General features: G+C 63.9%; 19 protein-coding genes and 1 pseudogene. 12 read left to right on the top strand and 8 right to left on the bottom strand.

Features of this window, described 5'->3' with window-relative positions:
* Positions 1-193: 193 nt before the first annotated feature.
* Complete coding sequence (locus NKH30_RS05985) at positions 194-796, top strand: GNAT family N-acetyltransferase (RefSeq protein ID WP_352994739.1); 603 nt, start codon at positions 194-196, stop codon at positions 794-796.
* Positions 797-856: 60 nt separating this feature from the next.
* On the opposite strand, the gene NKH30_RS05980 is transcribed toward NKH30_RS05985, so the two are convergent.
* The gene (locus NKH30_RS05980; RefSeq protein WP_352612856.1) at positions 857-1,141 is read right to left on the bottom strand and encodes an SCP2 sterol-binding domain-containing protein; all 285 of its coding nucleotides are present in this window, start codon (positions 1,139-1,141) and stop codon (positions 857-859) included.
* A 202-nt stretch (positions 1,142-1,343) separates the two neighbouring features.
* On the opposite strand from NKH30_RS05980, the pseudogene NKH30_RS05975 reads away from it, so the two are divergent.
* A pseudogene (locus NKH30_RS05975) lies at positions 1,344-1,544 on the top strand (chloride channel protein); the annotation flags it as partial.
* 57 nt (positions 1,545-1,601) lie between these two features.
* On the opposite strand, the gene NKH30_RS05970 reads toward NKH30_RS05975, so the two are convergent.
* A complete protein-coding gene (locus NKH30_RS05970; protein WP_352994549.1) occupies positions 1,602-2,612 on the bottom strand; it encodes a nucleoside recognition domain-containing protein in 1,011 nt (336 codons plus the stop codon).
* A gap of 118 nt (positions 2,613-2,730) precedes the next feature.
* On the opposite strand from NKH30_RS05970, the gene NKH30_RS05965 reads away from it, so the two are divergent.
* A complete protein-coding gene (locus tag NKH30_RS05965) occupies positions 2,731-3,183 on the top strand; it encodes an Lrp/AsnC family transcriptional regulator (protein WP_352994546.1) in 453 nt (150 codons plus the stop codon).
* 85 nt (positions 3,184-3,268) lie between these two features.
* On the opposite strand, the gene NKH30_RS05960 is transcribed toward NKH30_RS05965, so the two are convergent.
* The 6 genes from NKH30_RS05960 to NKH30_RS05935 form a co-directional block, all read right to left on the bottom strand.
* Complete coding sequence (locus tag NKH30_RS05960) at positions 3,269-3,514, bottom strand: MoaD/ThiS family protein (RefSeq protein WP_023675441.1); 246 nt, start codon at positions 3,512-3,514, stop codon at positions 3,269-3,271.
* A complete protein-coding gene (locus tag NKH30_RS05955; RefSeq protein ID WP_352994737.1) occupies positions 3,514-5,778 on the bottom strand; it encodes a xanthine dehydrogenase family protein molybdopterin-binding subunit in 2,265 nt (754 codons plus the stop codon). The genes NKH30_RS05960 and NKH30_RS05955 overlap by 1 nt, the downstream gene beginning before the upstream one ends.
* Positions 5,779-5,780: 2 nt before the next feature.
* Entirely contained in the window at positions 5,781-6,257 is a 477-nt protein-coding gene (locus NKH30_RS05950; RefSeq protein ID WP_023675443.1) for a (2Fe-2S)-binding protein, read from the bottom strand.
* The gene (locus tag NKH30_RS05945; RefSeq protein ID WP_352682552.1) at positions 6,257-7,117 is read right to left on the bottom strand and encodes an FAD binding domain-containing protein; all 861 of its coding nucleotides are present in this window, start codon (positions 7,115-7,117) and stop codon (positions 6,257-6,259) included. The genes NKH30_RS05950 and NKH30_RS05945 overlap by 1 nt, the downstream gene beginning before the upstream one ends.
* 137 nt (positions 7,118-7,254) lie before the next feature.
* Entirely contained in the window at positions 7,255-8,898 is a 1,644-nt protein-coding gene (locus NKH30_RS05940) for an MFS transporter (protein ID WP_352994543.1), read from the bottom strand.
* 232 nt (positions 8,899-9,130) lie between these two features.
* Positions 9,131-10,162 (bottom strand): histone deacetylase family protein, encoded by a 1,032-nt coding sequence (locus NKH30_RS05935; RefSeq protein WP_352994540.1) that lies wholly within the window; start codon positions 10,160-10,162, stop codon positions 9,131-9,133.
* Positions 10,163-10,303: 141 nt separating this feature from the next.
* Between NKH30_RS05935 and NKH30_RS05930 the strand changes: the two genes are divergently transcribed.
* The 9 genes from NKH30_RS05930 to NKH30_RS05890 all read left to right on the top strand — a co-directional run.
* The gene (locus tag NKH30_RS05930; protein WP_352994537.1) at positions 10,304-11,971 is read left to right on the top strand and encodes an amidohydrolase; all 1,668 of its coding nucleotides are present in this window, start codon (positions 10,304-10,306) and stop codon (positions 11,969-11,971) included.
* A 139-nt stretch (positions 11,972-12,110) separates the two neighbouring features.
* The gene (locus NKH30_RS05925; protein WP_352682561.1) at positions 12,111-13,205 is read left to right on the top strand and encodes an ABC transporter ATP-binding protein; all 1,095 of its coding nucleotides are present in this window, start codon (positions 12,111-12,113) and stop codon (positions 13,203-13,205) included.
* A complete protein-coding gene (locus NKH30_RS05920) occupies positions 13,205-14,125 on the top strand; it encodes an ABC transporter permease (RefSeq protein ID WP_352767162.1) in 921 nt (306 codons plus the stop codon). Before NKH30_RS05925 ends, NKH30_RS05920 begins: the two co-directional genes overlap by 1 nt.
* Positions 14,118-14,918, top strand: coding sequence for an ABC transporter permease (locus tag NKH30_RS05915; protein ID WP_352469567.1), 801 nt, complete (start codon positions 14,118-14,120; stop codon positions 14,916-14,918). The genes NKH30_RS05920 and NKH30_RS05915 overlap by 8 nt, the downstream gene beginning before the upstream one ends.
* A 23-nt stretch (positions 14,919-14,941) precedes the next feature.
* Positions 14,942-15,976 carry an ABC transporter substrate-binding protein gene (locus NKH30_RS05910; protein ID WP_352539328.1) on the top strand — a complete coding sequence of 345 codons (1,035 nt, stop codon included), beginning with the start codon at positions 14,942-14,944 and terminating at the stop codon, positions 15,974-15,976.
* A gap of 150 nt (positions 15,977-16,126) precedes the next feature.
* Complete coding sequence (locus tag NKH30_RS05905; protein WP_352994534.1) at positions 16,127-17,308, top strand: serine hydrolase domain-containing protein; 1,182 nt, start codon at positions 16,127-16,129, stop codon at positions 17,306-17,308.
* Between the two features lie 119 nt (positions 17,309-17,427).
* Positions 17,428-19,740 (top strand): Tex family protein, encoded by a 2,313-nt coding sequence (locus tag NKH30_RS05900; RefSeq protein ID WP_352994531.1) that lies wholly within the window; start codon positions 17,428-17,430, stop codon positions 19,738-19,740.
* 238 nt (positions 19,741-19,978) lie between these two features.
* Positions 19,979-21,184 (top strand): acyl-CoA dehydrogenase, encoded by a 1,206-nt coding sequence (locus NKH30_RS05895; RefSeq protein WP_352994528.1) that lies wholly within the window; start codon positions 19,979-19,981, stop codon positions 21,182-21,184.
* A gap of 443 nt (positions 21,185-21,627) precedes the next feature.
* Positions 21,628-23,586 (top strand): transglutaminase family protein (locus tag NKH30_RS05890; protein ID WP_352994525.1); only part of this gene is annotated, 1,959 nt, incomplete at its 3' end.

Genomic DNA, 23,586 nt, shown 5'->3' with positions numbered 1-23,586 from the left:
ATCAGATCATCCGGAGATGGGCGCCTGTCGCCCGCCCGGGTTCGCCTGTGGAACAATCCGCTCGTGAAGGATCGCGGAAATGGACATTGTAGATTTCGTTGTTGAAGGCGTGGGAATCTCCCCCCTCGAGGGGGAGATGGCCGCGAAGCGGCCAGAGGGGGGCGGTTCGACTGGACTCGGCCTCCTGCCGCAGATGGAGGCCGGCGCTTCACGCGCGACAACCCCCTCTGTCGCCTTCGGCGACATCTCCCCCTCGAGGGCGGAGATTGCGGTCGTCGCCGAAACCGCCGCCGACGTCCCGGCGCGCGAGGCTTTGCTCGATCGCGCCATGGGGCCGAAGCGCCGGAAGAAGTCGTCGGAAAAGCTGCGGCGCGGCCGCCGGCCTTCGGAGGGCCTGGCCTTTGTCGCGCGCGACGCGTCGGGCACTGTTGCCGGCACGGTGCGGCTGTGGGACGTGGTGCTGGGCGAGGGCGGCAAGGCAGCGCTGCTGCTCGGCCCGCTTGCGGTCGACCCGGCGCTGAAAAATGCCGGCATCGGCTCGGCGCTGATGCGCCATGCGGTCACTGAGGCCGAGCGGCTTGGCCATGCGGCGATCCTGCTGGTCGGCGACGCGCCCTATTACGAGCGCTTCGGGTTTTCGGCCGCAAAGACCGGCTCGCTGGCCATGCCGGGGCCTTACGAGCGGCACCGCCTGCTGGCGCGGGAACTGGTGGTCGGCGCGCTCGACGGCGCGCAAGGCACGCTGAAGGCGGCCGGGCGCAAGCTGAAGGCACAGAGGCTGCCCCTCGCTGCGTGACGGATCCGAAACAAGCCGCCCATTGCACGGCGGCTTGTTTTCATCCCTGACCGGAGTGGATCAGCCGATCAGCTGGTTGAGCGCCATGGCGACGCTCATGTCGCCTTCGACCTTTATCTTGCCGGACATGAAGGCCATGGTCGGATTGAGGTCGCCTGATATCAGCGAGTCCAGATCGTCGAGCGACAGCTTTATGGTGCAATCGGCCGGCGCATCGGTGGTCGAGACATCGGCGCCGTCGATAACGATGACGCCGTCGCTGCCGGTGTCGAATTTCACCGAGCGATCGAACCCGGCACTCGCCACGCGCGACCTGATGTTGTCGGCAATCTCCTGAACGCTCATGGCGGTTCTCCTCGTCTGCTTGCGTTTGTCGCGCGCCGGCGCTTCGATCTGGCCGAAGCCGCTTGCCTGGTTTTACAGCCACGGCCGCCGGCGCATATAGCTTCGGGTTGACGTTTACGTCAACGCAGTTCCCCGAGGTGAAGATGGGCTTTATCGCCGCAGCATCACGCGGGCATGGTTGCCGGTGCTGTCCTTCGCCAAATTCAGGGATGCTGTGCTGGTGCCGAGCATGAACGTGCAATCGGCGGCCGAGACCTTCCAGCGCGCCGGCGCCCAGGAATTGGCGGTGGTCGAGGATTTCACCGATCGCAAGGTGGTCGGGCTGCTGACCGAAGGCCACCTGATGCGGCGCTATGCCGAGGAACTCGACAAGTCGCGGCCGGATCTGTCGGGCGAGGGGTAGCCGCGTCCTGTCCGGATAGCGATGCGACACACATGTCGGCTGCTGCGTAAGGAGGGCTCACGTCAACGGCCCGCTAATCGCCGGCTCCGAAATCCGATTGCGCGAACTGTCTTCTTCCTTGTGGAAGAGTGTCTTGAAGAAAAAAGCGTCGGGAACCGCCTTGATTACTTTTGCGATCACGGCGATCGCGAGCACGGCAAACGCTAGGCGACCGAGAAGCACGCTCGTAACATCAGCGCCAAGCGTGACGACGACCAACGTATCCTCAATGAGGCTATGGGCAAAACCCATGAACACGCAGGCAAGGAATATCTGACGCGGCTCCGCGCTAGGCGTGCGCGCCTCGCGGATCAGCAGTCCTGCGCCATAGGAAATCCCGAGAAACAGGCCGACAGCGGCGAAAGGTACCGTCTGCTTTTCGATGCCGGCGAGCCGAAAGAGCGGTGCAAGCCCTCTGTTCATCCAATCCAAAATGCCCGACATCTTTAGAAGCTCGATCACCCAGCTCAGCGCAAGCAGAACAACGAGCATGATGCCCAGGGTTTTGAGCGTACCCAGGAGAAAGCCGCCCCAGTCGGTGCTTTCATTCGTCGGCATCCACGCCGGCTTCACCGGTCCTGACAGCCATCCGGTCACGGCGAATATCTGATGCAGAAGGACAGCAAAGACCAAACCCCCGCCAATACGAAGCGCCGCGGTGACCAGGAAGCTCGGCCCGGCCCTCTGAATGATCCGTTGCTCGATCGGAATGGCATGTGCAAACAGCAAGAGAGCCGAAAGAACCGTCATGTCGGCAGTGCTGAGCGCCGAAACCGGAACCAAGGTGAATACGATCACAAGCGCGCCCCAGATCCCGACCAGCAATCCCGTCAGCCAGGCAAAGGCGAGTTCCGGTGGCAACCCCACCTGCAACATGAGCGGGGAGAAGAACGGAGAAATCGCCTGGATGACGCCAAGGTCCTGCAGCAGCCGCGTGGCAATCGCAACCGGAACGATCACGCGAACCAGTTCCCAATAGATTTCAAGCGTCTCCAATGTCTTGCGATAGAAGGCGGCGCAAATTGCCATCATGCTGCTCCATCATTCCTGGAGCCGTCTGAGTAGCGTGAGACGCTTCGCATTTGTGGTCAAAGTTTGCGATTCCGTGCAATAAAATTGCAACGCACCGACGATGAGCGCGACCAACATGGACAAGATCGACAGAAGGCTTCTCAACCTGCTCCAGGATGATGCCTCACGAACTAACGCCAAATTGGCGGGGTTAGTCGGGCTTTCCCCTTCGAGCTGCCTGCGCCGCATACGACGACTGAAGAAAAGCGGTGTCATCAGCCGCGTTGTCGCGCTTCTCGCACCGGCAAAGGCTGGCCGGGGCTTGAAGGCGATCGTCACCGTCGAACTGGAGCGTCATGGTGAGCAGTATATGCGGGACTTTCTCGAGTTGGCCGCCCAGGAACCGGCCGTCACTCAGGCCTACAGTGTAAGCGGCGAAACCGACGCCGTCCTCATGCTCCGCCTGACGGATATGGAAGAGTTCGATGCGCTGTGCGAGCGACTGTTCCGAGACCGAAGCAACGTCGCGCGGTACCACACGATGTTCGTGATCCGAACGGCCAAAGAAGTGACCGCAATTCCGCTGTAGTGTTCGGGTTACGATAGACCTGCTGGGCCGCGAATTCATAAACGAGCATTGGCCGCACGGAGCGCGGCTTGAGCTCGAGCCCAAATCATCCCCCGGCAAGGCGCGGCAGCAGGAATATCTCCGCCCCTTCCGGCAGTTCCTTCGACCAGGTGTCGCGATAGATCGTCCCGTCGATGGCGACGGCGATGCCGCGATCGATGTATGGCTCGAGGCCGGGATACTGTTCAGCCAGTTTCCTGAACAGCTCCCGAATATCCTTCGCCTCGATTTCGACCTTGCTCTTGCCTCCGGCGATCGCGCCGAGCGACCCCCAGAGCGTTACTTCGACCATCAGCCTCCCCGTTCCGCCTCGATCGCCGCCAGAATGCGCGGCGGCGACATCGGGATATGGGTCATGCGCACGCCCGCGGCGTTCGACACCGCATTGGCGATCGCCGCCAGCGGCGGCACGATCGAGGTCTCGCCGACGCCGCGCACCCCGTAGGGATGGTTTGGGTTGGGGATCTCGAGGATCTGCGTGTCGATCATCGGCAGGTCCGAGCAGACCGGGATGCGGTAATCCAGGAAACCAGGGTTCTGCAGCCGCCCGTCCTTGCCGTAGATATACTCCTCGTTGAGCGCCCAGCCGATGCCTTGCGCGGCACCACCCTGGTATTGCCCCTCGACATAGGTCGGATGCACCGCCTTGCCGGCGTCCTGGACGACGGTGTAGCGCAGCACCCTGGTGGAGCCGGTCTCGGGATCGACCTCGATATCGCAGATATGGGTAGCGAAGGAGACGCCGGCGCCGTCGGCGACGAGCTCACTGTGGCCTGCGATCGGTCCCCCCGTCTTCCCTGACGCGGCTGCGATCTCCTTCAGCGACAATGCTGCAAGGTTGCCGTATTTCTCGCCCTTGGCAATCGCGTGACCTTTTTCCCAGACCACATCGTCGACGGGAATGTCCCACATCTGTGCGGCGCGTTCCCGCAACACCTTGATGGCGTTGCGGGCGGCCGAGATCGTCGCCATGGAGGAGGAGAAGGTGCCGCGGCTGCCGTCCGTCATGTCGTTGTAGCCGAGGCTGGAGGTATCGGCGACCACCGCCTTGACCTGCTCATAGGGGATGCCGAGCTCCTCCGCCGCGACCAGCGAAAGCGACGCGCGGGAACCACCCACATCGACCGTGCCGACGGCAAGCGAGACCGAGCCGTCCATGCCGATGTTGAGGTCGGTGCAGGTCTGGCCACCGAAATTGAACCAGAAGCCGCAGGCCATTCCGCGGCCCTGGTTCTTGCCGAGCGGCGCCTTCATGTGCGGATGGTTCTTCACCGCCTCCAGCGTCGGCCCGATGCCGATCGGGCCATATACCGGTCCATAGGACGATCTGGTGCCTTCCTGCGCCGCGTTCCTGATCCGGAACTCGACGGGGTCCATGCCGATCTCCTTGGCCAGCTCGTCGACCGCACTTTCCACCGCAAACGCCGCCATCGGAGCCGACGGCGCGCGATAGGCCGCGGTCTTGGGCCGGTTGACCAGCACTTCGTAGCCGACCGTCCTGACGTTCTCGAGCTTGTAGCAGGCAAAGGCCGTCATGGCGCCGATCTCGGCCCACGTGCCGGCATAGGGGCCGCAGCTATAGCGCAGCGTCGCCTCGGCCGCCGTGATCGTGCCGTCCTTGCGGGCGCCGATCCGAACATCGATCGAGGTGGCGCTGGTCGGGCCGGAGGCGCGGAACACCTCGTCGCGCGTCATGACCAGCTTGACCGGCCGCCCGGCCTTGCGTGACAGCGCCAGTGCCACCGGCTCGGCCCAGACATGGGTCTTGCCGCCGAAACCGCCGCCGATCTCCGAGGAGGTGACGCGCAGCTTCGAGGCTTCCATGCCAAGCAGCTGGGCGCAGTGTTGGCGGTAGACAAAATGGCCTTGCGTACAGACCCACAGGTCGGCGGTGCCGTCGGAGCTGACATTGGCCACGCAGGCATGCGGCTCGATATAACCCTGGTGCGTCTGCTCGGTCTTGAAGGAGCGCTCGACGACGAAGTCGGCCTGGCCGAAACCTACGTGGATGTCGCCATGGCCGTACTGGGTGCGTTTGGTGACATTGGAAGGCTTGCGGGGCTTTTGCTCGAGGCCCTCGGTGAAGATGGCGTCGTTGATCAGGGGTGCGGAGTGCTTCATCGCCTCGTCGACGTCGGTGACATGCGGCAGCACCTCGTAGTCGACCTCGATCAGCTTCAGTGCCTGCCTCGCCGTGCGGGCATCGACCGCAGCCACCGCGGCCACGGCATGGCCGTCATAGAGCGCTTTCTTGCGCGCCATGCAGTTGTCGAGGATGTCGTACATGGCGGCATCGCCGTCGGTGAGGTCGGGCAGGTCGGCCGCGGTGATCACGGCCTTGACGCCGGCGAGCTTCTCCGCCTTCGACGTGTCGATCTTCCTGATCGTGGCATGCGCATGGGGGCTTCTGAGAACGCGCCCGACCAGTTGCCCGGCCATGTTGAAGTCGGCGCCATAGCGTGCGCGGCCCGTCACCTTGTCGACGCCGTCCGGACGGATGGGACGCGTGCCGACAGAGGTGAAATTGCGTCCGGAGTAACGCGGATCGAAATTCATCGTCATGCTCCCTTCATCACGCTGGCGGCGTCCTGAACGGCACGCACGATCTTGTCATAGCCGGTGCAGCGGCAGAGGTTCCCGGCGAGGCCGAAGCGGATCTCCTCCTCGGTCGGATCGGGATTCTTGGCCAAAAGGTCCTTGGCAGCCATGAGGAAGCCCGGCGTGCAGACGCCGCATTGGAGTGCGGCGTGTTCCAGAAATTTCTGCTGCAGCGGATGCAGCCTGTCGCCATGCGCCATGCCCTCGATGGTCTCGACGTGCCGACCCTCGGCCTCCGCGCCGAGCACCAGGCACGAGCACACCAGCCGATCGTCGAGGATGATGCTGCAGGCCCCGCAGTCGCCGGTGCCGCAGCCTTCCTTGGCGCCCGTCAGCCCCAGGCGATCGCGCAGGACATCAAGCAGCGTCTCGTCCGGCTGGCAAAGGAACTCGACATTGTCGCCGTTGATTGTCGTTGATACTGCCACACCAGCCATCATTTGCCTCCTGCGCGTGCATAGGCGGTCGTGGCGGCCCGCTTGGCCAGCACACCCGCGACTTTCCGTCTGAATTCGATGGTGCCGCGCTTGTCGTCGATCGGGCGGCAGGCACCCGAGCAGACCTTGGCGAGCCTCTCCAGCGTGGCTTCGTCCAGCTTGGAGCCGATGAGAACCTCGGCGGCCTCCTCGACCAGAATTACCGTCGGCGCCACGGCGCCCAACGCCAGACGGGCGGATTTGACGCGACCTTGCTCATCGAGCGTCAAGTTCACGCCGGCGCTTACCACCGCTATGTCCATCTCCGTGCGCGGAATGAAACGCAGATAGGCATCGCCCGAACGCGGCAGACGGCTGTCGAGCAGGATTGCCTCGATGATCTCGCCCTTGGCCAGCGACGTCTTGCCCGGCCCAGTCGGCACCGCTTGCACGGCAATCGTGCGCCTGGTTCCCGGGCCGACGATCACAGCCTTGGCGCCAGCGGCCACCAGCGCCGGCACGCTGTCGGCGGCCGGCGAGGCGTTGCACAGATTGCCGACGATGGTGCAGCGTCCCTGCACCTGCTTCGAGCCGATCAGCTTGGCCGCTTCGACGACGCCGGGCCATGCCTTCTGCAGGGCCGTGTTCTCGCCCAGCACGGCGCAGGGGACCGCCGCGCCGATGCTGAAGCCCTCGGCTGTTTCCCTGATCTCGCCAAGCCCGTCGATCGCCTTGATGTCGACGATCAGGTCGGGTTCGATAAAGCCGCCTTTCATTCGCACCAAGAGGTCGCTGCCTCCGGCGAGGATGGCGGCCGTGCCGGCTGAACCGGCCAACAGGCCGGCGGCGTCTTCAATTGAAAGCGGACGTATGTAACGCATCGTCTCCCCTTAGTGGTCATAGTCACACCAACTGATATAACCGTCTCTCCACAATGGCCATCCTGTTCGTGCATTCGCGGATTGGGCCAGGCGCCGCAATTTCATTTTGCTCGTCCAACTGGACGCACCGCCAGCCGCTAATGCTCGATCGGACCCTTCGGCATGACCAGCGCGGTGCCGGCTGTCGTCGGGCGCTCGATCATGCGGCGGACGCGCGGTGGCTCGTTGCCGCTGTGCAGCGCCCTTATGCGCTCGCCGATGACGGCGTCGGCGTAGGTGGCGCGCCGATTGTGGCGGATATATTCGACCCAGGTCGGCGTGTGGTAGTGCTCGATCCATATCGACGGATTTTCGAGATCGCGCGCCAATGTCCAGTTGCGGGCGCCGTCACGGCGGCGGATGCGGCCGCGCTCGGCCATGGTGGCGAGGAATTCCGGCACGTCGTCGTTGCGAATGACATATTCGATCATGATGGCGATGGGGCCGCTGCGCGGCTTGAGATCAAGCCCCAGATGCGGCTCCTGGAAGCGGTTGAGCGGGTCGAGGTTGAGCACGGCCTGCTGCGGCAGCGGCAGCAGCAGGCCGATGGCGCCTCCCGCCAGCATGGCGACGCTGGCCGCCATCAGGGCGACTTCGGCGCCATGCGCGTCGGCAACGACGCCCCAGACCCAGCTGCCGAGCGCGATGCCGCCGAAGGTCGCGGTCTGGTAGACCGAAAGCACGCGGCCGACCACCCAGCGCGGCGTCGACATCTGCACGGTGACGTTGAAGTGCGACAGCGCGGTCACCCAGCAGGCGCCGCCGAGCAGCAGGCCGAGCGACGTCTGCCAGGCATGATTGCTGACGGCGGCGTTGAAGGCGCAGACGGCGAAACCGGCGAATGCCATGCGCACCATGGTTTCGCTGGACAGCAGCTGCCGCAGCCTGACGCTGGTCAGCGCGCCGCCGACGGCGCCGATGCCGAAGGCGCCGAGCATGATGCCGTAGCTCAAGGCATCGCCCTTGACGACGTCGCGCGCGACCAGCGGCAGCAGCGCCAGGACGGCGCCGGCGCTGAAGCCGAAAGCCGAGCTCCTGACCAGCACCTTGCCGATATTGGGCGACATGGCGACATAGCGCAGGCCGGCACCCATGGCGGCGCCCAGCGTCTCGCGCGGCAAGGTCGATGCCGGCAGTTCCGGCTTCCAGCGGGCCAGCACGACGATGAGGCCGACATAGCTCAGCGTGTTGGCGGCGAAGGCCGCGGCGGCACCTGCCGCGGCAACGATGATGCCGCCGATCGCCGGGCCGACGCTGCGCGTCAGGTTGAAGCCCATCGAGTTGAGCGCGATCGCCGCCGGCACCTTGGTGCGAGGCACCATGTCGCCGACCGAAGCCTGCCAGGACGGGCTGTTGAGCGCGGTGCCGCTGTCGATCAGGAAGGTGAAGGCGAGCAGCGTCCACGGCGTTATCAGGTCGAGATAGGTGAAGACGGTCAGAAGAGCCGAGACGACGAGCATGAAGATCTGCGCGATCAGCATGATCTTGCGCCGGTTGAAGCTGTCGGCGATGGCGCCGGCCAGCAGCGCGAAGAGCATGATCGGCAAGGTGGTCGAGGCCTGGACCAATGCCACCTGATAGGACGAGGTGGCGATCGTCGTCATCATCCAGGCGGCGCCAACGCCCTGGATGAGGCCGCCGAAATTGGAGACGAGGCTGGCGGACCACACCGCCCGGAAGATGCCGTGCCGGAACGGCGCCAGCGCCGAGGCGCTTTCGCTTTCCGGTGTGTCGTCGTTCATAAATGCCTTCCCGGGCTCAAATGCGTTTGTTCTTCCGATCAATCGGCCCCGCAAGCCGTGGGTTCAAAAAATAGAACATCATTTCGCAAAGGGCGAACGCATTCTGGAAAAACATCATGGTCCAACAACAAGATAGCGGGCGGGTCAGCGCGTGCCGCCGCAGGCTGAACGATCGGTCAGGCAGGCGGTACCGCGAGCGCTGCCATGTGATTGGCAGGCACCGGCGGCACTTCTAGCGGTCCTCGAAGCCGGTCAGCACGCCGACGGCGTTGATGCCGATCTCCTCGACGGCGTAGCCGCCTTCCATGACGAACAGCGTCGGCAGGCCGAGCCTGGCGATGCGGCGGCCGATCCTGGGATAGTCGGGGGTCTTCAGCTTGAACTGGCTGATCGGGTCCTTCTCGAAGGTGTCGACACCGAGTGAAACCACGACAACATCAGGAGCATAAGCCGAAAGCCTCGTGCAAGCGTCCTCGAGTGAGGCGTTCCACACCTCCCAGCCGGTGCCGAAGGGCATCGGGTAATTGTCGTTGAAGCCTTCGCCGTCGCCCTCGCCGCGCTCGTCGGCATGGCCGAGGAAGAAGGGATATTCGGTCATCGGATCGCCATGCAGGTTCAGCACCTGAACGTCACCGCGGCGATAGAATATCTCCTGGGTGCCGTTGCCGTGGTGATAATCGACGTCGAGGATCGAAACGCGCCCGGCGCCATGGTCGCGGAACCATTGCGCGGCGACGGCGGCGTTGTTGATGAAGCAATAGCCGCCCATGAAGGCCGCCCCCGCATGGTGCCCTGGCGGGCGACACAGCGCGAAGGCGGAAGGCTCACCGGCCTTGACCAGCGCGGCGGCGGTCAACGCGACGTCATAGGACGACTTGAGCGCATCCCATGTGCCTTTGACGAACGTCGCGCCACCGTCGAAGGAGTAGAAGCCGAGCAGCGCATCGATGCCTTTCGGGCGCACGTCGCCGCGCAGGCCGCGCGTCGGCCAGGTGAAGGGAATGGCCGAACCGCTGCGGCCCGATGCTTCCCAGAGCGGCCACACGGTCGGCAGGAAATCGATGTAGTCGCTGGCATGCACCTTCCTGGCGGCGGCGAGGTCGTGGCTTTCCGGCGGCAGGATCGGACCGAGCTTCTCGCTCTCCACCCGCGCCCTGATGAACTCGGCGCGCGACGGCTTTTCAAAGGCCGGCACGATGGCGCCGGCGATCAATTCGACATTGCCGGAATGGCCGGCATGGAAAGGCGAAAAAACAGTCTTCATGAAATTGTTCCGTGGTGAGACGCGGCGACCCTAACCGTCCTGCACTGCCTTTCACAAGGCGCTGGGCCAACCAGCCATGGCTTGCTGGCCCGGCAGCCGGTCGTCTAGCCTGCCGGCAGCGCAACCGACCTGCGGGTAATCATGAGTTCAAATGCCGACCTGATCGTCACCAATGCCCGTGTGCTGACCATGGACGAAGGCAATCCGACAGCCGAAGCGGTGGCGATAAAGGACGGCAACATCCTGGCGGTTGGCGATCGCCGGACGATCGAGGCGCTGAAAGGGCCGGCCACGAAGATCATCGATGCGCAAGGCGGTTCGGTGGTGCCGGGCTTCATCGAAGCACATATGCACCTTTTCGGCGGCGCCGCCGAACTGGACAATCTGCACCTTCAGGGCGTGCATGGCTTCGATGCGCTGAGCGACGCGATCCGCGCCTACGCTGCGGCACGGCCGAACGCCAAATTGCTGCTTGGGGCCGGCGTCGACTATACCATCCTTTCCAAGGAAGAGCCGGTCACCCGCCATCATCTCGACCGCATCATCGCCGACCGGCCGTTCGCCATGTCGGCTTCCGATCACCACACGATGTGGGCCAACACCAAGGCGCTGAAGCTGGCTGGCATCCTGCACGGCAAGCAACTCGGCCCCGGCAACGAGATCGTCATGGGTGCCGACGGCCTTGCGGCCGGCGAATTGCGTGAGGGCGAGGCGTTTGGGCCGATCCTCGAGCTTTCCGGGCAGAACCGCGTGCGGCTCGGCCTTGCGACAGGCGGCGAGCCCGAGCCGTACCCTTCCGCAGCCGAAGTCGCGGCCGATCGCGACCTGATGCATCGCGGTCTGGAATGGTGCGCCCGCCACGGCATCACCTCGATCCAGAACATGGACGGCAATCTCTACCAGCTCGAACTGCTTGCCGGTTTGGAGCAGGAAGGGCGGCTGCTCTGCCGCACCAAGATACCTTTTCATTTCAAGAACTTCATGACGCTCGACAAGCTGGAAAAGGCATCGAGCATGGCCAACTCCTATCGATCGGAATGGCTGTCGTCCGGCATGGTCAAGATGTTTTACGACGGCGTGCTGGAAGGCTGGACCGCGGTCATGGTCGACGACTATGCCGACCGGCCGGGCTGGCGCGGTGAGCCGCTGTTCACGCCAGAGCATTTCGCCGAGGTGGCAGTGGAGGCCGACCGGCGCGGCCTGCAGATCGCCGTGCATTCGATAGGCGACGGCGCTGTGCGCGCGGTCCTCGACGGTTACGAGGCGGCGCGGCGGAAGAACGGCAGGCGCGACAGCCGGCACCGGGTCGAGCACATCGAGGTCACCACTGCCGCCGACGTGCCGCGCTTTGCCGAACTCGGCGTCATCGCCTCGATGCAGCCGCCGCACCCGCCCGGCGCCATGGACTTCCCGCTGGAGCCGACGCTCTCGCGCATCGGCCGCGAAAGATGGCCGCTCAGCTATGCCTGGCGGACGCTGAAGCAGGCGGGCGCGCATGTCGTTTTCGCTTCCGACTGGCCGGTGTCGCGGGTCGACCCGATCCTGGGCATTCAGGCGGCGGTGCTGCGCAAACCTTGGGCAGAGGGCGATCCCGACCAGAGCTTCTCGCTGCTGGAAGCGCTTGCGGGCTATACGGTCGAAGGCGCCTATGCCGAATTCATGGAACACCGTAAGGGCCGGCTGAAACCAGGCTATCTGGCCGATCTGGTGGTGCTGTCGGCCGATATCGAGGCAACTGAACCGGCTTCCTTGCACAAGGTGCGTCCGGTCAGCACCATCTGCGGCGGCAAGACCACTTACCGGGGTTGATGATGGCGCTGACTATGGCATGGGGCTTGCGTTCTGAACCGAGATCCAGATGCATGGTTGCCAAGCCGACCGGCATATGCTGACAATCGAATGGGAACTGGATCCGCCATCAAGAGCGGACATGAAAATGGGGTAATGCGTGCCGGATCAACCGGGTAAGAGTGCAATCGAGGTCCGCGGCGTCCGCAAGGTGTTCGGTACCGGGGACGCACAAGTCGCCGCTCTCGACACGGTTTCGGTGTCGATCCGCGAGAACGAGTTCTTCACGCTGCTCGGGCCGTCGGGCTGCGGAAAGACGACGCTGCTCAGGCTGATCGCCGGCTTCGATTTTCCCAGCGAAGGCGAAATCCTGCTGCACGGCCACGACATCGCGCCGCTGCCGCCGTTCAAGCGGCCGGTCAACACCGTCTTCCAGTCCTATGCGCTGTTCCCGCACATGACAGTGGCCGAGAATATCGGCTTTGGGCTGGAGATGCTGGGCAAGCCGAAGACCGAAATCAAGGCGCGCGTCGCCGAGATGCTGAAGTTGGTCAAGATGGAGGCGCTGAGTGCCCGCCGCACCAGCCAGATCTCCGGCGGCCAGCAGCAGCGCGTCGCACTGGCCCGCGCGCTGGCGCCGCAGCCGAAAGTGCTGTTGCTCGACGAGCCGCTGTCGGCACTCGACTACAAGCTGCGCAAGGAAATGCAGATCGAACTGAAACGGCTGCAGCACCAGACCGGCATCACCTTCATCTTCGTCACCCATGACCAGGAAGAAGCGCTGACCATGTCCGACCGCATCGCCGTGATGTCGGCCGGCAAGATCCTGCAGGTCGGCACGCCCTGGGACATCTATGACAAGCCGGCCGAGCGCTTCGTCGCCGACTTCATCGGCGAAACCAATTTCCTGACCGCGGCCATCACCGGCATCGGCAACGGCAAGGCGCGCGCGACACTAAAATCCGGCGCGACGATCGACGCGACGGTGGCTGAGGGCTTCCAGCCGAAGGAGAATGCGACGCTGGTGGTCAGGCCGGAACACGCCAAGCTGACCGGCGGCAAGGGCGATCTTTCCGGAACCGTCGAAAACATCGTCTATTTCGGCACCGACACGCATATTCATGTCCAACTGGACAGCGGCGAAGCCTTCACCGTGCGCCAGCAGAACACGCGCAGCGCAGGCTGCGGTTTCGAGCGGGGCGACAAGGTCGGCGTCTCGATCGGCAACGACGCCGCGCAAGTGCTGAGGGATTGATGACGAGCGCGGAAGAAGTCGCCAAGGCGGCCGAACGGCGCGACATCCGCGACCGCTGGCTGCTGTCGGCGCCGGCCCTGCTGATCATCTTCCTTGCAGCAACCGGTCCCTTGCTGATCGTGCTGGTTTATTCGTTTTTGACGCCCGGCCCTTATGGCGACGTGAAGTGGCAATTCTCGCCCGAGGCCTGGACATCGGTGTTCATGGAACGCGACATCTTCGACGACACGCTTTCCATTGCTGCCGCCCATGTCACTATCTTCTGGCGCTCGATCAAGCTTGCCATCGTGACCACGATCGCTACTTTGGCGCTTGGTTTTCCTACTGCCTATTTCATGGCGACGCGCAGCGAGAAGACGCGCGATCTCTGGCTGTTCCTGATCACCATACCGTTCTGGACCAACTTGCTGATCCGCACCTTCGCGGTGCTGCAGATCATCCGCAACGAAGGTCTGATCAACACGGTGCTGCTCAAGCTCGGCATCATCTCGGCGCCGATCCAGATATTGTTCACCGATACGGCGATCCTGATCGGCATGGCCTACGTCTATCTGCCGCTGATGGTGCTGCCGATCTACGCCAGCATGGAAAAACTCGATTTCCGGCTGGTCGAAGCCGGCTACGATCTTTATGCGACACGCTTCCAGGTGCTCAGGCGTATCATTTTCCCGCTGGTCAAGCCGGGCGTCATCGCCGGCTCCATCCTGGTGTTCATTCCGGCGCTCGGCGCCTATGTCACACCGGTCCTATTGGGCGGCGGTAAGACCATGATGCTTTCCAACCTGATCGAGCTGCAGTTCGGGCAAGGCCGCAACTGGCCGCTCGGCTCGGCGCTGTCGATCGCCGTCATGGTCATCGTCATGGTGGCGCTGCTCGCCTATGTGCGCAACACCGGCCGGTCGGAGATGCGTCATGGCTAGCAGCTTCGCAATCAAGCATCAGCCGGGATTCACCGCGATCGCCGCGACCTGCTTCGTCGTGCTCTATCTGCCCATCGTCGTGCTGGTCGTCTATGCCTTCAACGCCGCGACCTCGACGTCGGAATGGGGCGGCTTCTCGCTCAAATGGTTCCAGTCGGCGTGGCAGAACACGCAAGTCATCGACGCCACCGTGCGCTCCTTCCAGATCGGCGCCATCGCGGCGATCCTGGCCACGATCTTCGCCACCATGGCGGCGCTCGCCACCACGCGCACGCCGCCCTATCCCGGCCTGACCTTCAAATATGCCGCCATCAACCAACCTCTGATGGTGCCGGAGATCGTCACCGGCGTGGCGCTGCTGATCTTTTTCTCGCGCATCAAGATATTCACCGGCTATTCCGGACTCGGCTACCTAATCGCGGCGCATACGGCCTTTTGCATTCCGTTCGCCTACCTGCCGATCCGGGCGCGGCTGGAGAACATGGACCTGACGCTGGAACGGGCCGCCGCCGATCTCTATGCGACGCCGTGGAAGACGTTCCGCCGCATCACCCTGCCGCTGCTTTGGCCCGGCATCCTGGCCGGATTGATGCTGGCCTTCGTAATCTCGCTCGACGATGTCGTCATCACCGAGTTCGTGAAATCGGGCGGCCAGGACACGCTGCCGACCTACATGCTTGGCCAGATACGTCGAGGGATAACGCCGGAGATCAACGCGATATCGACCGTGTTCCTGCTCTTGTCGGTCGCCATCGTGACGTTGTTTTTCTTCATCAGCAGGAAACGGGACTGAAAATCGAAAATGGGAGCTAAAACATGAACTGGAAGACATCAGCGACCGCCGTCGGGTTGGCGCTGCTCGCCTCGACAAGCGGCGCTTTCGCGGACGGCGTTTTGAACATCTACAATTGGGGCAACTACACCAGCCCCGACGTGATCAAGAAGTTCGAGCAGAAATACAACATCAAGGTGACCATCACCGATTACGATTCGAACGATACGGCGCTGGCCAAGGTTCGCCAGGGCGGCACCGGCTTCGACATCGCGGTGCCTTCGCAAACCTTCGTGCCGATCTGGATCAAGGAAGGCCTCGTTCAGGAGACCGATCCCGGCAAGATGGAGAACTTCAAGAACGTGGCGCCGGAATGGGCCAATCCCGATTTCGATCCGGGCCGCAAATATTCCGTGCCATGGGCCTGGGGCACGGTGGGTATCGTGGTGAACACCGATGTCTACAAGGGGCCGTCGGACAGTTGGGGCATCATCTTCAACACACCCGACGAACTGAAGGGCAAGGTCAACGTCGTGCCGGAAATGAACGACGTCATGTTCGCGGCGACCAAATATGTTGGCGCCGCGCAATGCGCCAGCGACAAGGAAACGCTGAAGAAGGTGCGTGACACGCTGGTTGCTGCCAAGCCGAACTGGATCGCGATGGAATACAATACCATCGAGAAAATGGGCGCCGGCGATTTCAAGGCGACCAGCGACTGGAACGGCTCAGCCCTGCGCCAGCGGCTGGCGAACCCCAAGATCCACTATTTCTATCCCAAGGAAGGTTTTGGCCTCTGGAGCGACAACGTCATGGTCCTGAAGGAAGCCAAGAATGTCGAGAACGCCAAGCTGTTCCAGAACTTCATCATGGATCCGGAAAACGCCGCCGGCCTATCCGCCTTCCACCGCTACGCCAACGGCATTGCCGGTTCCGACAAGTACATGCCGGCCGATATGAAGGATGCGCCGGAAGTCATCATCCCGGAAGACGTCAAGGCGCATGGCGAGCTGCAAAAATTGTGTTCGGAGGACGTGCAGGCAATCTACAGCAAGATCTGGACCGAACTGCAGAAGTGACCGCATCGTGATGGACCCGGCGGCAGGCGCCCGCCGGGTCCGTTTTGTCCGCATTTTTTTAACGTCGCCTATCGGTGGCGACACTGAAAGCCGTGCACGCCATCGCCGCGGCGCTCGCCTAGAACGCCAAAGACCCGCAAGGAAGCGCCCATGGCCGGCAAGACCGCGTTCGAGACCAGGTATGGCTTTGCCCGCAAGGAGGTGCTGCTCGGCAATTGGCGGGAAAGCCCGTTCAGCCGGTGGTCGTTCCAGAATGTCGGCGAGCTGGTGCCGAGCGCTGCCGTGGCGGCACAGCCGGGCAGCAGCGAGGCGCCGGAGCAGGATTTCGGCGGGCTACTTGGCGAAAAGGTCGCTCTTGCAGGCGGCGCGGAGACTGTCGCGGCGTTTCTCGCGCGCTCCGATACCGACGCGCTGACGATCATGAAACGCGGCAAATTCGTCGGCGACTGGTTCGCGCGGCATATGGAGTTTGGGGCGCGCCACATCGTCTTTTCGATCAGCAAGTCGCTGACCGCCATTGTTGCCGGCATATTGGAAGGCGAGGGGATTTTCGATCCGCAGGCACCGGTAAGCCGCTATCTGCCCGAAGCCGCCGGCTCGGCCTATGGCGATGCGCGTGTACGGCACGTGCTCGACATGAGTGTCAGCCTCGATTTCGAAGAGGCCTATCTCGATCCGGAAAGCGCCTTCGCCCGCTACCGCCGCGCCATGCTGTGGAATCCAGGCGGGGGCATCGAGAGCCTGGCCACTTTCCTCATGACGCTGCAGGGTCTGGCCGAGCCGCATGGCCGGACGTTCCGCTACCGTTCGCCCAATTCCGACCTGCTCGGCATCCTGCTCGAACGTGCGTCGGGCCGGCGTTTCGACGATCTGATGCGCGAAAAATTATGGGCGCCGCTCGGCGCCGTCAGCGACGCCTCGGTGACAGTCGACATGGAAGGTACGGCGCGTACCGCCGGCGGCATTTCGGTGACGCCGCGCGACCTTGCACGCGTCGGCGAGATGATGCGGCAAGGCGGCGTGGCCAATGGCCGCCGCGTCGTGCCGGAAGCCTGGATGCGCGACACGACCGAAACTGGCGGCGACGCCGAGGCCTGGCGGCGCGGCACGATGGCGTTCCTGTTTCCGCGTGGCCGCTATCGCAACAAATGGTACCAGACGGGCGCGGCAAGCGGCGCCTTCTGCGGCATCGGCATCCACGGCCAGTGGCTTTACGTCAATCCGAAGGCCGAAATGGTAATCGCAAAGATGTCGTCGCAGCCGGTACCGGTCGACGATCCGCTCGATCTGGATATGATTTCCTTCTTCGAGGCGCTGAGCCGGATGGTCTGATCCATCCAGACAGCCCGACCTTTCCTGTGGACCTCTCGCCGGGTTGAAAATGGCGCAGTTGGCGCGGCAGTGCTCTGCGCCTATGGTCGCTGCTCGTTTCGACTAGCGACAGGTACGACATGGCAGCCGACATCAAGCGCATCGCAACCATCATAGCCGCCGAGATCGCCGCCCGGCCCGAGCAGGCCGCGGCGGCGATCGGCTTGCTCGATGACGGTGCGACCGTGCCGTTCGTGGCGCGCTACCGCAAGGAGGTCACCGGCGGCCTCGACGACACGCAGCTGCGCGACCTCGCCGAGCGGCTCGCCTATCTGCGCGAACTCGACGCGCGCCGTGACACCATCCTTGGTTCGATCCGCGAGCAGGGCAAGCTGACCGAGGAGCTCGAGGCAAAGATCGCTGCGGCCGGCACCAAGGCCGAACTCGAAGACATCTATCTGCCTTACAAGCCGAAGCGCCGGACGAAGGCCGAGATCGCACGCGAGCGCGGGCTCGCGCCTCTGGCGGAAGCTATTCTCGCCGACCGTACGGCTGTACCCGCCGAGCTGGCGCTGGCCTACATCAGCGAAGACGTCGTCGATACCAAGGCGGCGCTCGAGGGTGCGCGCGACATCCTGTCCGAACAGTTCGCCGAGAATGCCGACCTGGTCGGCAGATTGCGGACCTACATGAAGGAACGCGCCTTTCTGCGCTCGCGCGTCGTCGACGGCAAGCAGGAGGCCGGCGCGAAATTTTCCGACTATTTCGATCATGTCGAGCGCTGGGCCAACGTGCCGAGCCATCGCGCGCTGGCCATGCTGCGCGGCCGCAACGAGGAGGTTCTGTCGCTCGACATCGAAGTCGATGCCGATGACGCCTCTCCGGTGAAACCGGTTGAGCGGATGATCGCCGACGCCTACGCCATCGGCCGCCAGTTGCCGGGAGACCGCTGGCTGATGGAGGTCGCCGGCTGGACCTGGCGCATAAAGCTGTCGCTGCACCTGACGCTCGATCTGATGCGCGATCTGCGCGAGCGGGCCGAAGAAGGAGCCATCCATGTCTTCGCCCGCAATCTCAAGGATTTGCTGCTTGCCGCGCCCGCCGGCTCGCGGCCGACGATGGGGCTCGATCCGGGCATTCGCACCGGCGTCAAGGTGGCGGTGGTGGACGGCACCGGCAAGCTGCTGGCGACGACAACGGTCTATCCGTTCCCGCCGAAGAACGACGTGCGCGGCACGCAGGCCGAACTGGCCAAGCTCATCCGGCTGCACAAGGTCGAGCTGATCTCGATCGGCAACGGCACCGGCAGCCGCGAGACTGAAAGGCTGGTGGCCGACATGCTGGCTGATATGCCCGCCGGGTCCGGGCCGAAGCCGCTCAAGGTGATCGTCAGCGAAGCCGGTGCGTCGGTCTATTCCGCCTCGGCAGCGGCGGCAGCTGAATTTCCAGGCCTCGACGTGTCGCTGCGCGGGGCGGTGTCAATCGCGCGGCGCCTGCAGGATCCGCTCGCCGAACTGGTCAAGATAGAGCCCAAGTCTATCGGCGTCGGCCAGTACCAGCACGACGTCGATCAGTACCGCCTCGGCCGCTCGCTGGAAGCGGTGGTCGAGGATGCGGTAAACGCCGTCGGCGTCGATCTCAACACGGCGTCCGCACCGCTTCTGGCGCGGGTTTCGGGTCTCGGCGCATCGCTGGCCGAGGCGATCGTTGCGCATCGCGATGCCTCCGGCCCGTTCGCCAGCCGCCGCGAACTGTTGAAGGTCTCCCGCCTTGGACCCCGCGCGTTCGAGCAATGCGCCGGCTTCCTGCGCATTCCAAACGGCAGCGAACCCCTCGATGCCTCGGCCGTGCATCCGGAAGCCTATGGCGTTGCCAAGAAGATCGTCGCGGCCTGCGGGCGCGACGTCCGCTCGCTGATGGGCGACAGCGCCGCACTCAAGGCGCTCGATCCGCGCGTCTTCGTCGATGAGCGCTTCGGCGTGCCGACGGTGCGCGACATCCTGGCGGAGCTGGAAAAGCCCGGCCGCGATCCGCGCCCCGGCTTCAAGACCGCGACCTTTGCCGATGGCATCGACGACATCAAGGATCTGAAGCCCGGCATGCGGCTTGAAGGCACTGTCACCAATGTCGCGGCTTTCGGCGCCTTCGTCGATATCGGCGTGCACCAGGATGGGCTGGTGCACGTCTCGCAACTGGCCGATCGGTTCATCAAGGACGCGCATGAGGTGGTCAAGGCCGGCGACGTGGTCAAGGTGCGTGTCGTCGACGTCGATATCAAGCGCAAGCGCATCGGCCTGTCGATGCGCAAGGATGGTGACGGTGGCGCACCGAAGCCGCGCGACAATGGCGGCAGGCCGGTGCCGCGCGCGCCCGCGCCCCAACGCCAGCCGGAGCGGCCGGTGCAGCAGGGCGCGTTCGGCGCCGCTTTGGCCGATGCGTTGAAGCGGAAATAATTTCGCGAGCCGGCTGTGGCAGGTCAGACGGCGGCGCTCGACATTGATGATCCATCACCAATGCTCATGGATCGGCGAAGCTATTTCGTTTGATTTTTTCAGGACGGGAGCCGATAAGCCGCGCGTTTCAAGATTTCTGTTTCGATGCATGTCGTTATCCCCAAGCTGCCGAACACCCTCGGGTCAGGCCCGCGGGCAAGCTTTGGGCGACATGGATGAGTTTGGGAGACCGAGGGCCATGGCCGCCGACAAGAACGCATTCGTCTGGGATGATCCTTTCCTGATCGAGGACCAGCTTTCGGAGGACGAGCGCATGGTGCGCGATGGCGCCGCGGCGTTTGCCGCCGACAAGCTCGCTCCGAAGATCGAGGAAGCCTATCTCGAGGAGAAGACCGACGCCGGGATCTTTCGCGAGATGGGCGAGGCCGGACTGCTCGGCATCACCATCCCCGAGGAATATGGCGGGCTCGGCGCCAACTACGTCACCTACGGGCTGGTCGCGCGGGAAGTGGAACGGATCGACTCGGGCTATCGCTCGATGATGAGCGTGCAGTCGTCGCTGGTGATGTATCCGATCCATGCCTATGGCTCGGAAGAGCAGCGCAGGAAATACCTGCCGAAGCTGGCGTCGGGCGAATGGATCGGCTGCTTCGGCCTGACCGAGCCGGATGCCGGCTCCGATCCGGGCGGCATGAAGACGCGGGCCGAGAAGACCGCGAGCGGCTACAGGATCTCCGGCTCGAAAATGTGGATTTCCAACGCGCCGATCGCAGACGTGTTCGTCGTCTGGGCAAAGTTGTCCGACGAAAGTGGGGGCGCGCATGGCAACGAGATTCGCGGCTTTGTCCTGGAAAAGGGCATGAACGGGCTGTCGGCGCCGAAGATCGGTGGCAAGCTGTCGCTGCGAGCCTCGATCACCGGCGAAGTGGTGATGGAAGGCGTCGAGGTCGGCGAGGACGCGCTGCTGCCCAATGTCTCGGGTCTCAAAGGGCCGTTTGGCTGCCTCAACCGGGCACGCTACGGAATTTCCTGGGGCGCCATGGGCGCGGCTGAGGATTGCTGGCACCGCGCCCGCCAGTATGGCCTCGACCGCAAGCAGTTCGGCAAGCCGCTGGCCGGTACGCAGCTTTTCCAGAAGAAGCTCGCCGACATGCAGACCGAGATCGCGCTCGGCCTGCAGGGCAGCCTGCGCGTCGGGCGGCTGATGGACGAAGGCAAGATGGCGCCGGAGATGATCTCGCTCGTCAAGCGCAACAATTGCGGCAAGGCGCTCGACATCGCCCGCCAGGCCCGCGACATGCATGGCGGCAACGGCATCCAGATCGGCTACCACGTCATGCGCCACGCCCAGAACCTGGAAACCGTCAACACCTATGAGGGCACGCATGACGTGCATGCGCTGATCCTCGGACGGGCGCAGACCGGGTTGCAGGCATTCTTTTAGGGTTCAGGCTCCGCTTCCAGGATTTCCGTGCCTGGTATCTCCCCTCGCAAAGCGGGAGATCGGCAACTTTCGTCGACCATGCCACATTTTGTTCTTGCTTTGTGCCGGCAGCTATGCTACTAATTTGGGTATGGTGCTAATTGGCTCCAACGACCCGCCCGCCGAGGCGGGTTTTTCTTTTCCGCTCTTTTCGACGAAGCATCGCGTGTGCTGCCGATCATCGATATCGGCGGGAAGCGCCCGGTGCTGACCCGCCGGACTTCGGCTCTGCAGCGTTGCAACGTCTTGCCGCCACACTGCGGAATCCCGGGGTCGGCGCTCCGTTTCGTGAGCTATGAAAGCTGCTTGATTTAGGTGCAGCGCAACATCTCTGCTTGGAGAATGGTCAGCATTCGTGTCAGGGTTCAGCGAACTCCTTTTGAAACGCCGACTTCAGGGGCACCATGGCAATTCTGGCAGCCGTCTATCACCTGACCCATTACAAATACGACCGGCCGGTCGTATTAGGCCCGCAAGTCATAAGGTTGCAGCCTGCGCCGCATTCCCGCACCAAGGTGCTCAGCCATTCGCTGAAGGTCGGGCCGGCAAATCACTTCGTCAATCTGCAGCAGGACCCCTACGGCAATTTCCTGGCCCGCTTCGTCTTTCCCGAGCCGGTGACGGAACTGAAGATCGAGGTCGATCTCGTTGCCGACATGACGGTCTACAATCCGTTCGATTTCTTCGTCGAACCGTCGGCCGAGACGTTTCCATTCGAATACCCCGAAGAGATCCGGGACGATCTGACCATCTACCGAACGCCGGAACCGGCGGGGCCGCTGTTGGAGGCATTCCTGAAAACCATCGCGCGCCACCCGACCAACACCGTCAATTTTGTCGTCGACCTCAATGCGCGGCTGCAGCGCGAGATCGCGTATATCGTGCGCATGGAAACCGGCGTCTTCTCGCCCGAGGAAACGCTGGCCGCCGGCAAGGGGTCGTGCCGGGATTCGAGCTGGCTCCTGGTGCAGATACTGAGGAACCTCGGCATCGCTGCGCGCTTCGTCTCCGGCTATCTGATCCAGCTGAAGCCCGACCTCGTCGCTCTTGACGGGCCGCCCGGCACGGCGACCGATTTCACTGACCTCCATGCCTGGTGCGAGGTGTATCTGCCGGGCGCCGGCTGGATCGGCTTCGACCCGACCTCCGGCCTGCTCACCGGCGAAAGCCATGTGCCGCTCGCGGCAACGCCGCATTTCCGCAATGCCGCGCCGATTTCCGGCATGGCGAGCTTCGCCAATGTCGAGTTCGGTTTCGACATGCGGGTCGACCGCATCGCCGAGCATCCGCGCATCACCAAGCCGTTCTCCGACGAGAGCTGGCAGGCGCTCGACGCGCTGGGCGTCGAGGTCGATGCAGCACTCCAGGCCGGCGACGTGCGGCTGACCATGGGCGGCGAGCCGACCTTTGTCTCGATCGACGATTTCGAGGCGGCCGAGTGGAACACGGCAGCCGTCGGGCCGACCAAGCGGGAAAAGGCCGATGCCCTGATCCGCCGGTTGCGCGAGCGCTTCGCGCCGGGCGGCTTCCTGCATTACGGACAGGGCAAATGGTATCCCGGCGAAAGCCTGCCGCGCTGGACCTTCTCGCTCTACTGGCGCACCGACGGCGAGCCGGTGTGGAGCGACCCGTCGCTGATCGCACATGAAAAGAGCGAGGCGGATGTCGGACCGAAGCAGGCCGAAAGCCTGCTGACGGCGATTGCCGACGAACTCGGCATCGAGAAGACGATGGTCAGCGAAGCCTATGAGGATCCCGCCGAATGGCTGCTCAAGGAAGGCAAGCTGCCGGACAACGTCGATCCTTCCAATTCGAAGCTGGAGGACCCCGAGGAGCGCAGCCGCATGGCGCGGGTGTTCGAACGCGGGCTGACCAAGCCGTCGGGCTATGTGCTGCCTGTCCAGCGCTGGAACAGCCAGGCGTCCGGACCGCGCTGGCGCTCAGAGAAGTGGAAGACGCGGCGCGGCCGGCTGTTCCTGGTGCCCGGCGATTCGCCGGTCGGCTACCGCCTGCCGCTTGGTACGCTGCCGTATGTGCCGCCGGCACAGTTTCCCTACATCGTGCCCGTCGATCCATCGCTGCCGCGCGGATCGTTGCCGGCGCGTGAGGCGATCTTGCCCGGTTCTGTTTCTTCGCCCGCTCCGGCCGAACTGGAAGGCGCCGACGAAATGGCGCGACGCCAGCAGGCCGTTTCCTTCACGGCCGCCACCGGCCAGCAGGACCGTGTCGAACAGGAGATCACCGAGATCGGCGGCGGCGGGCGCCCCGCGCGGTGGGGCGGACCCCCCGCCCGGCCGGGGTGGGGTGTTAAGCCGCGGGGTGGGGCTCTGGGGGCGGAGGTCGACCAGGTCGTGGGGGGGGGG

Source organism: Mesorhizobium sp. M1273, assembly GCF_040318195.1.
Taxonomy (GTDB): Bacteria; Pseudomonadota; Alphaproteobacteria; order Rhizobiales; family Rhizobiaceae; genus Mesorhizobium.
This window is presented reverse-complemented; position numbering and strand designations above follow the sequence as displayed.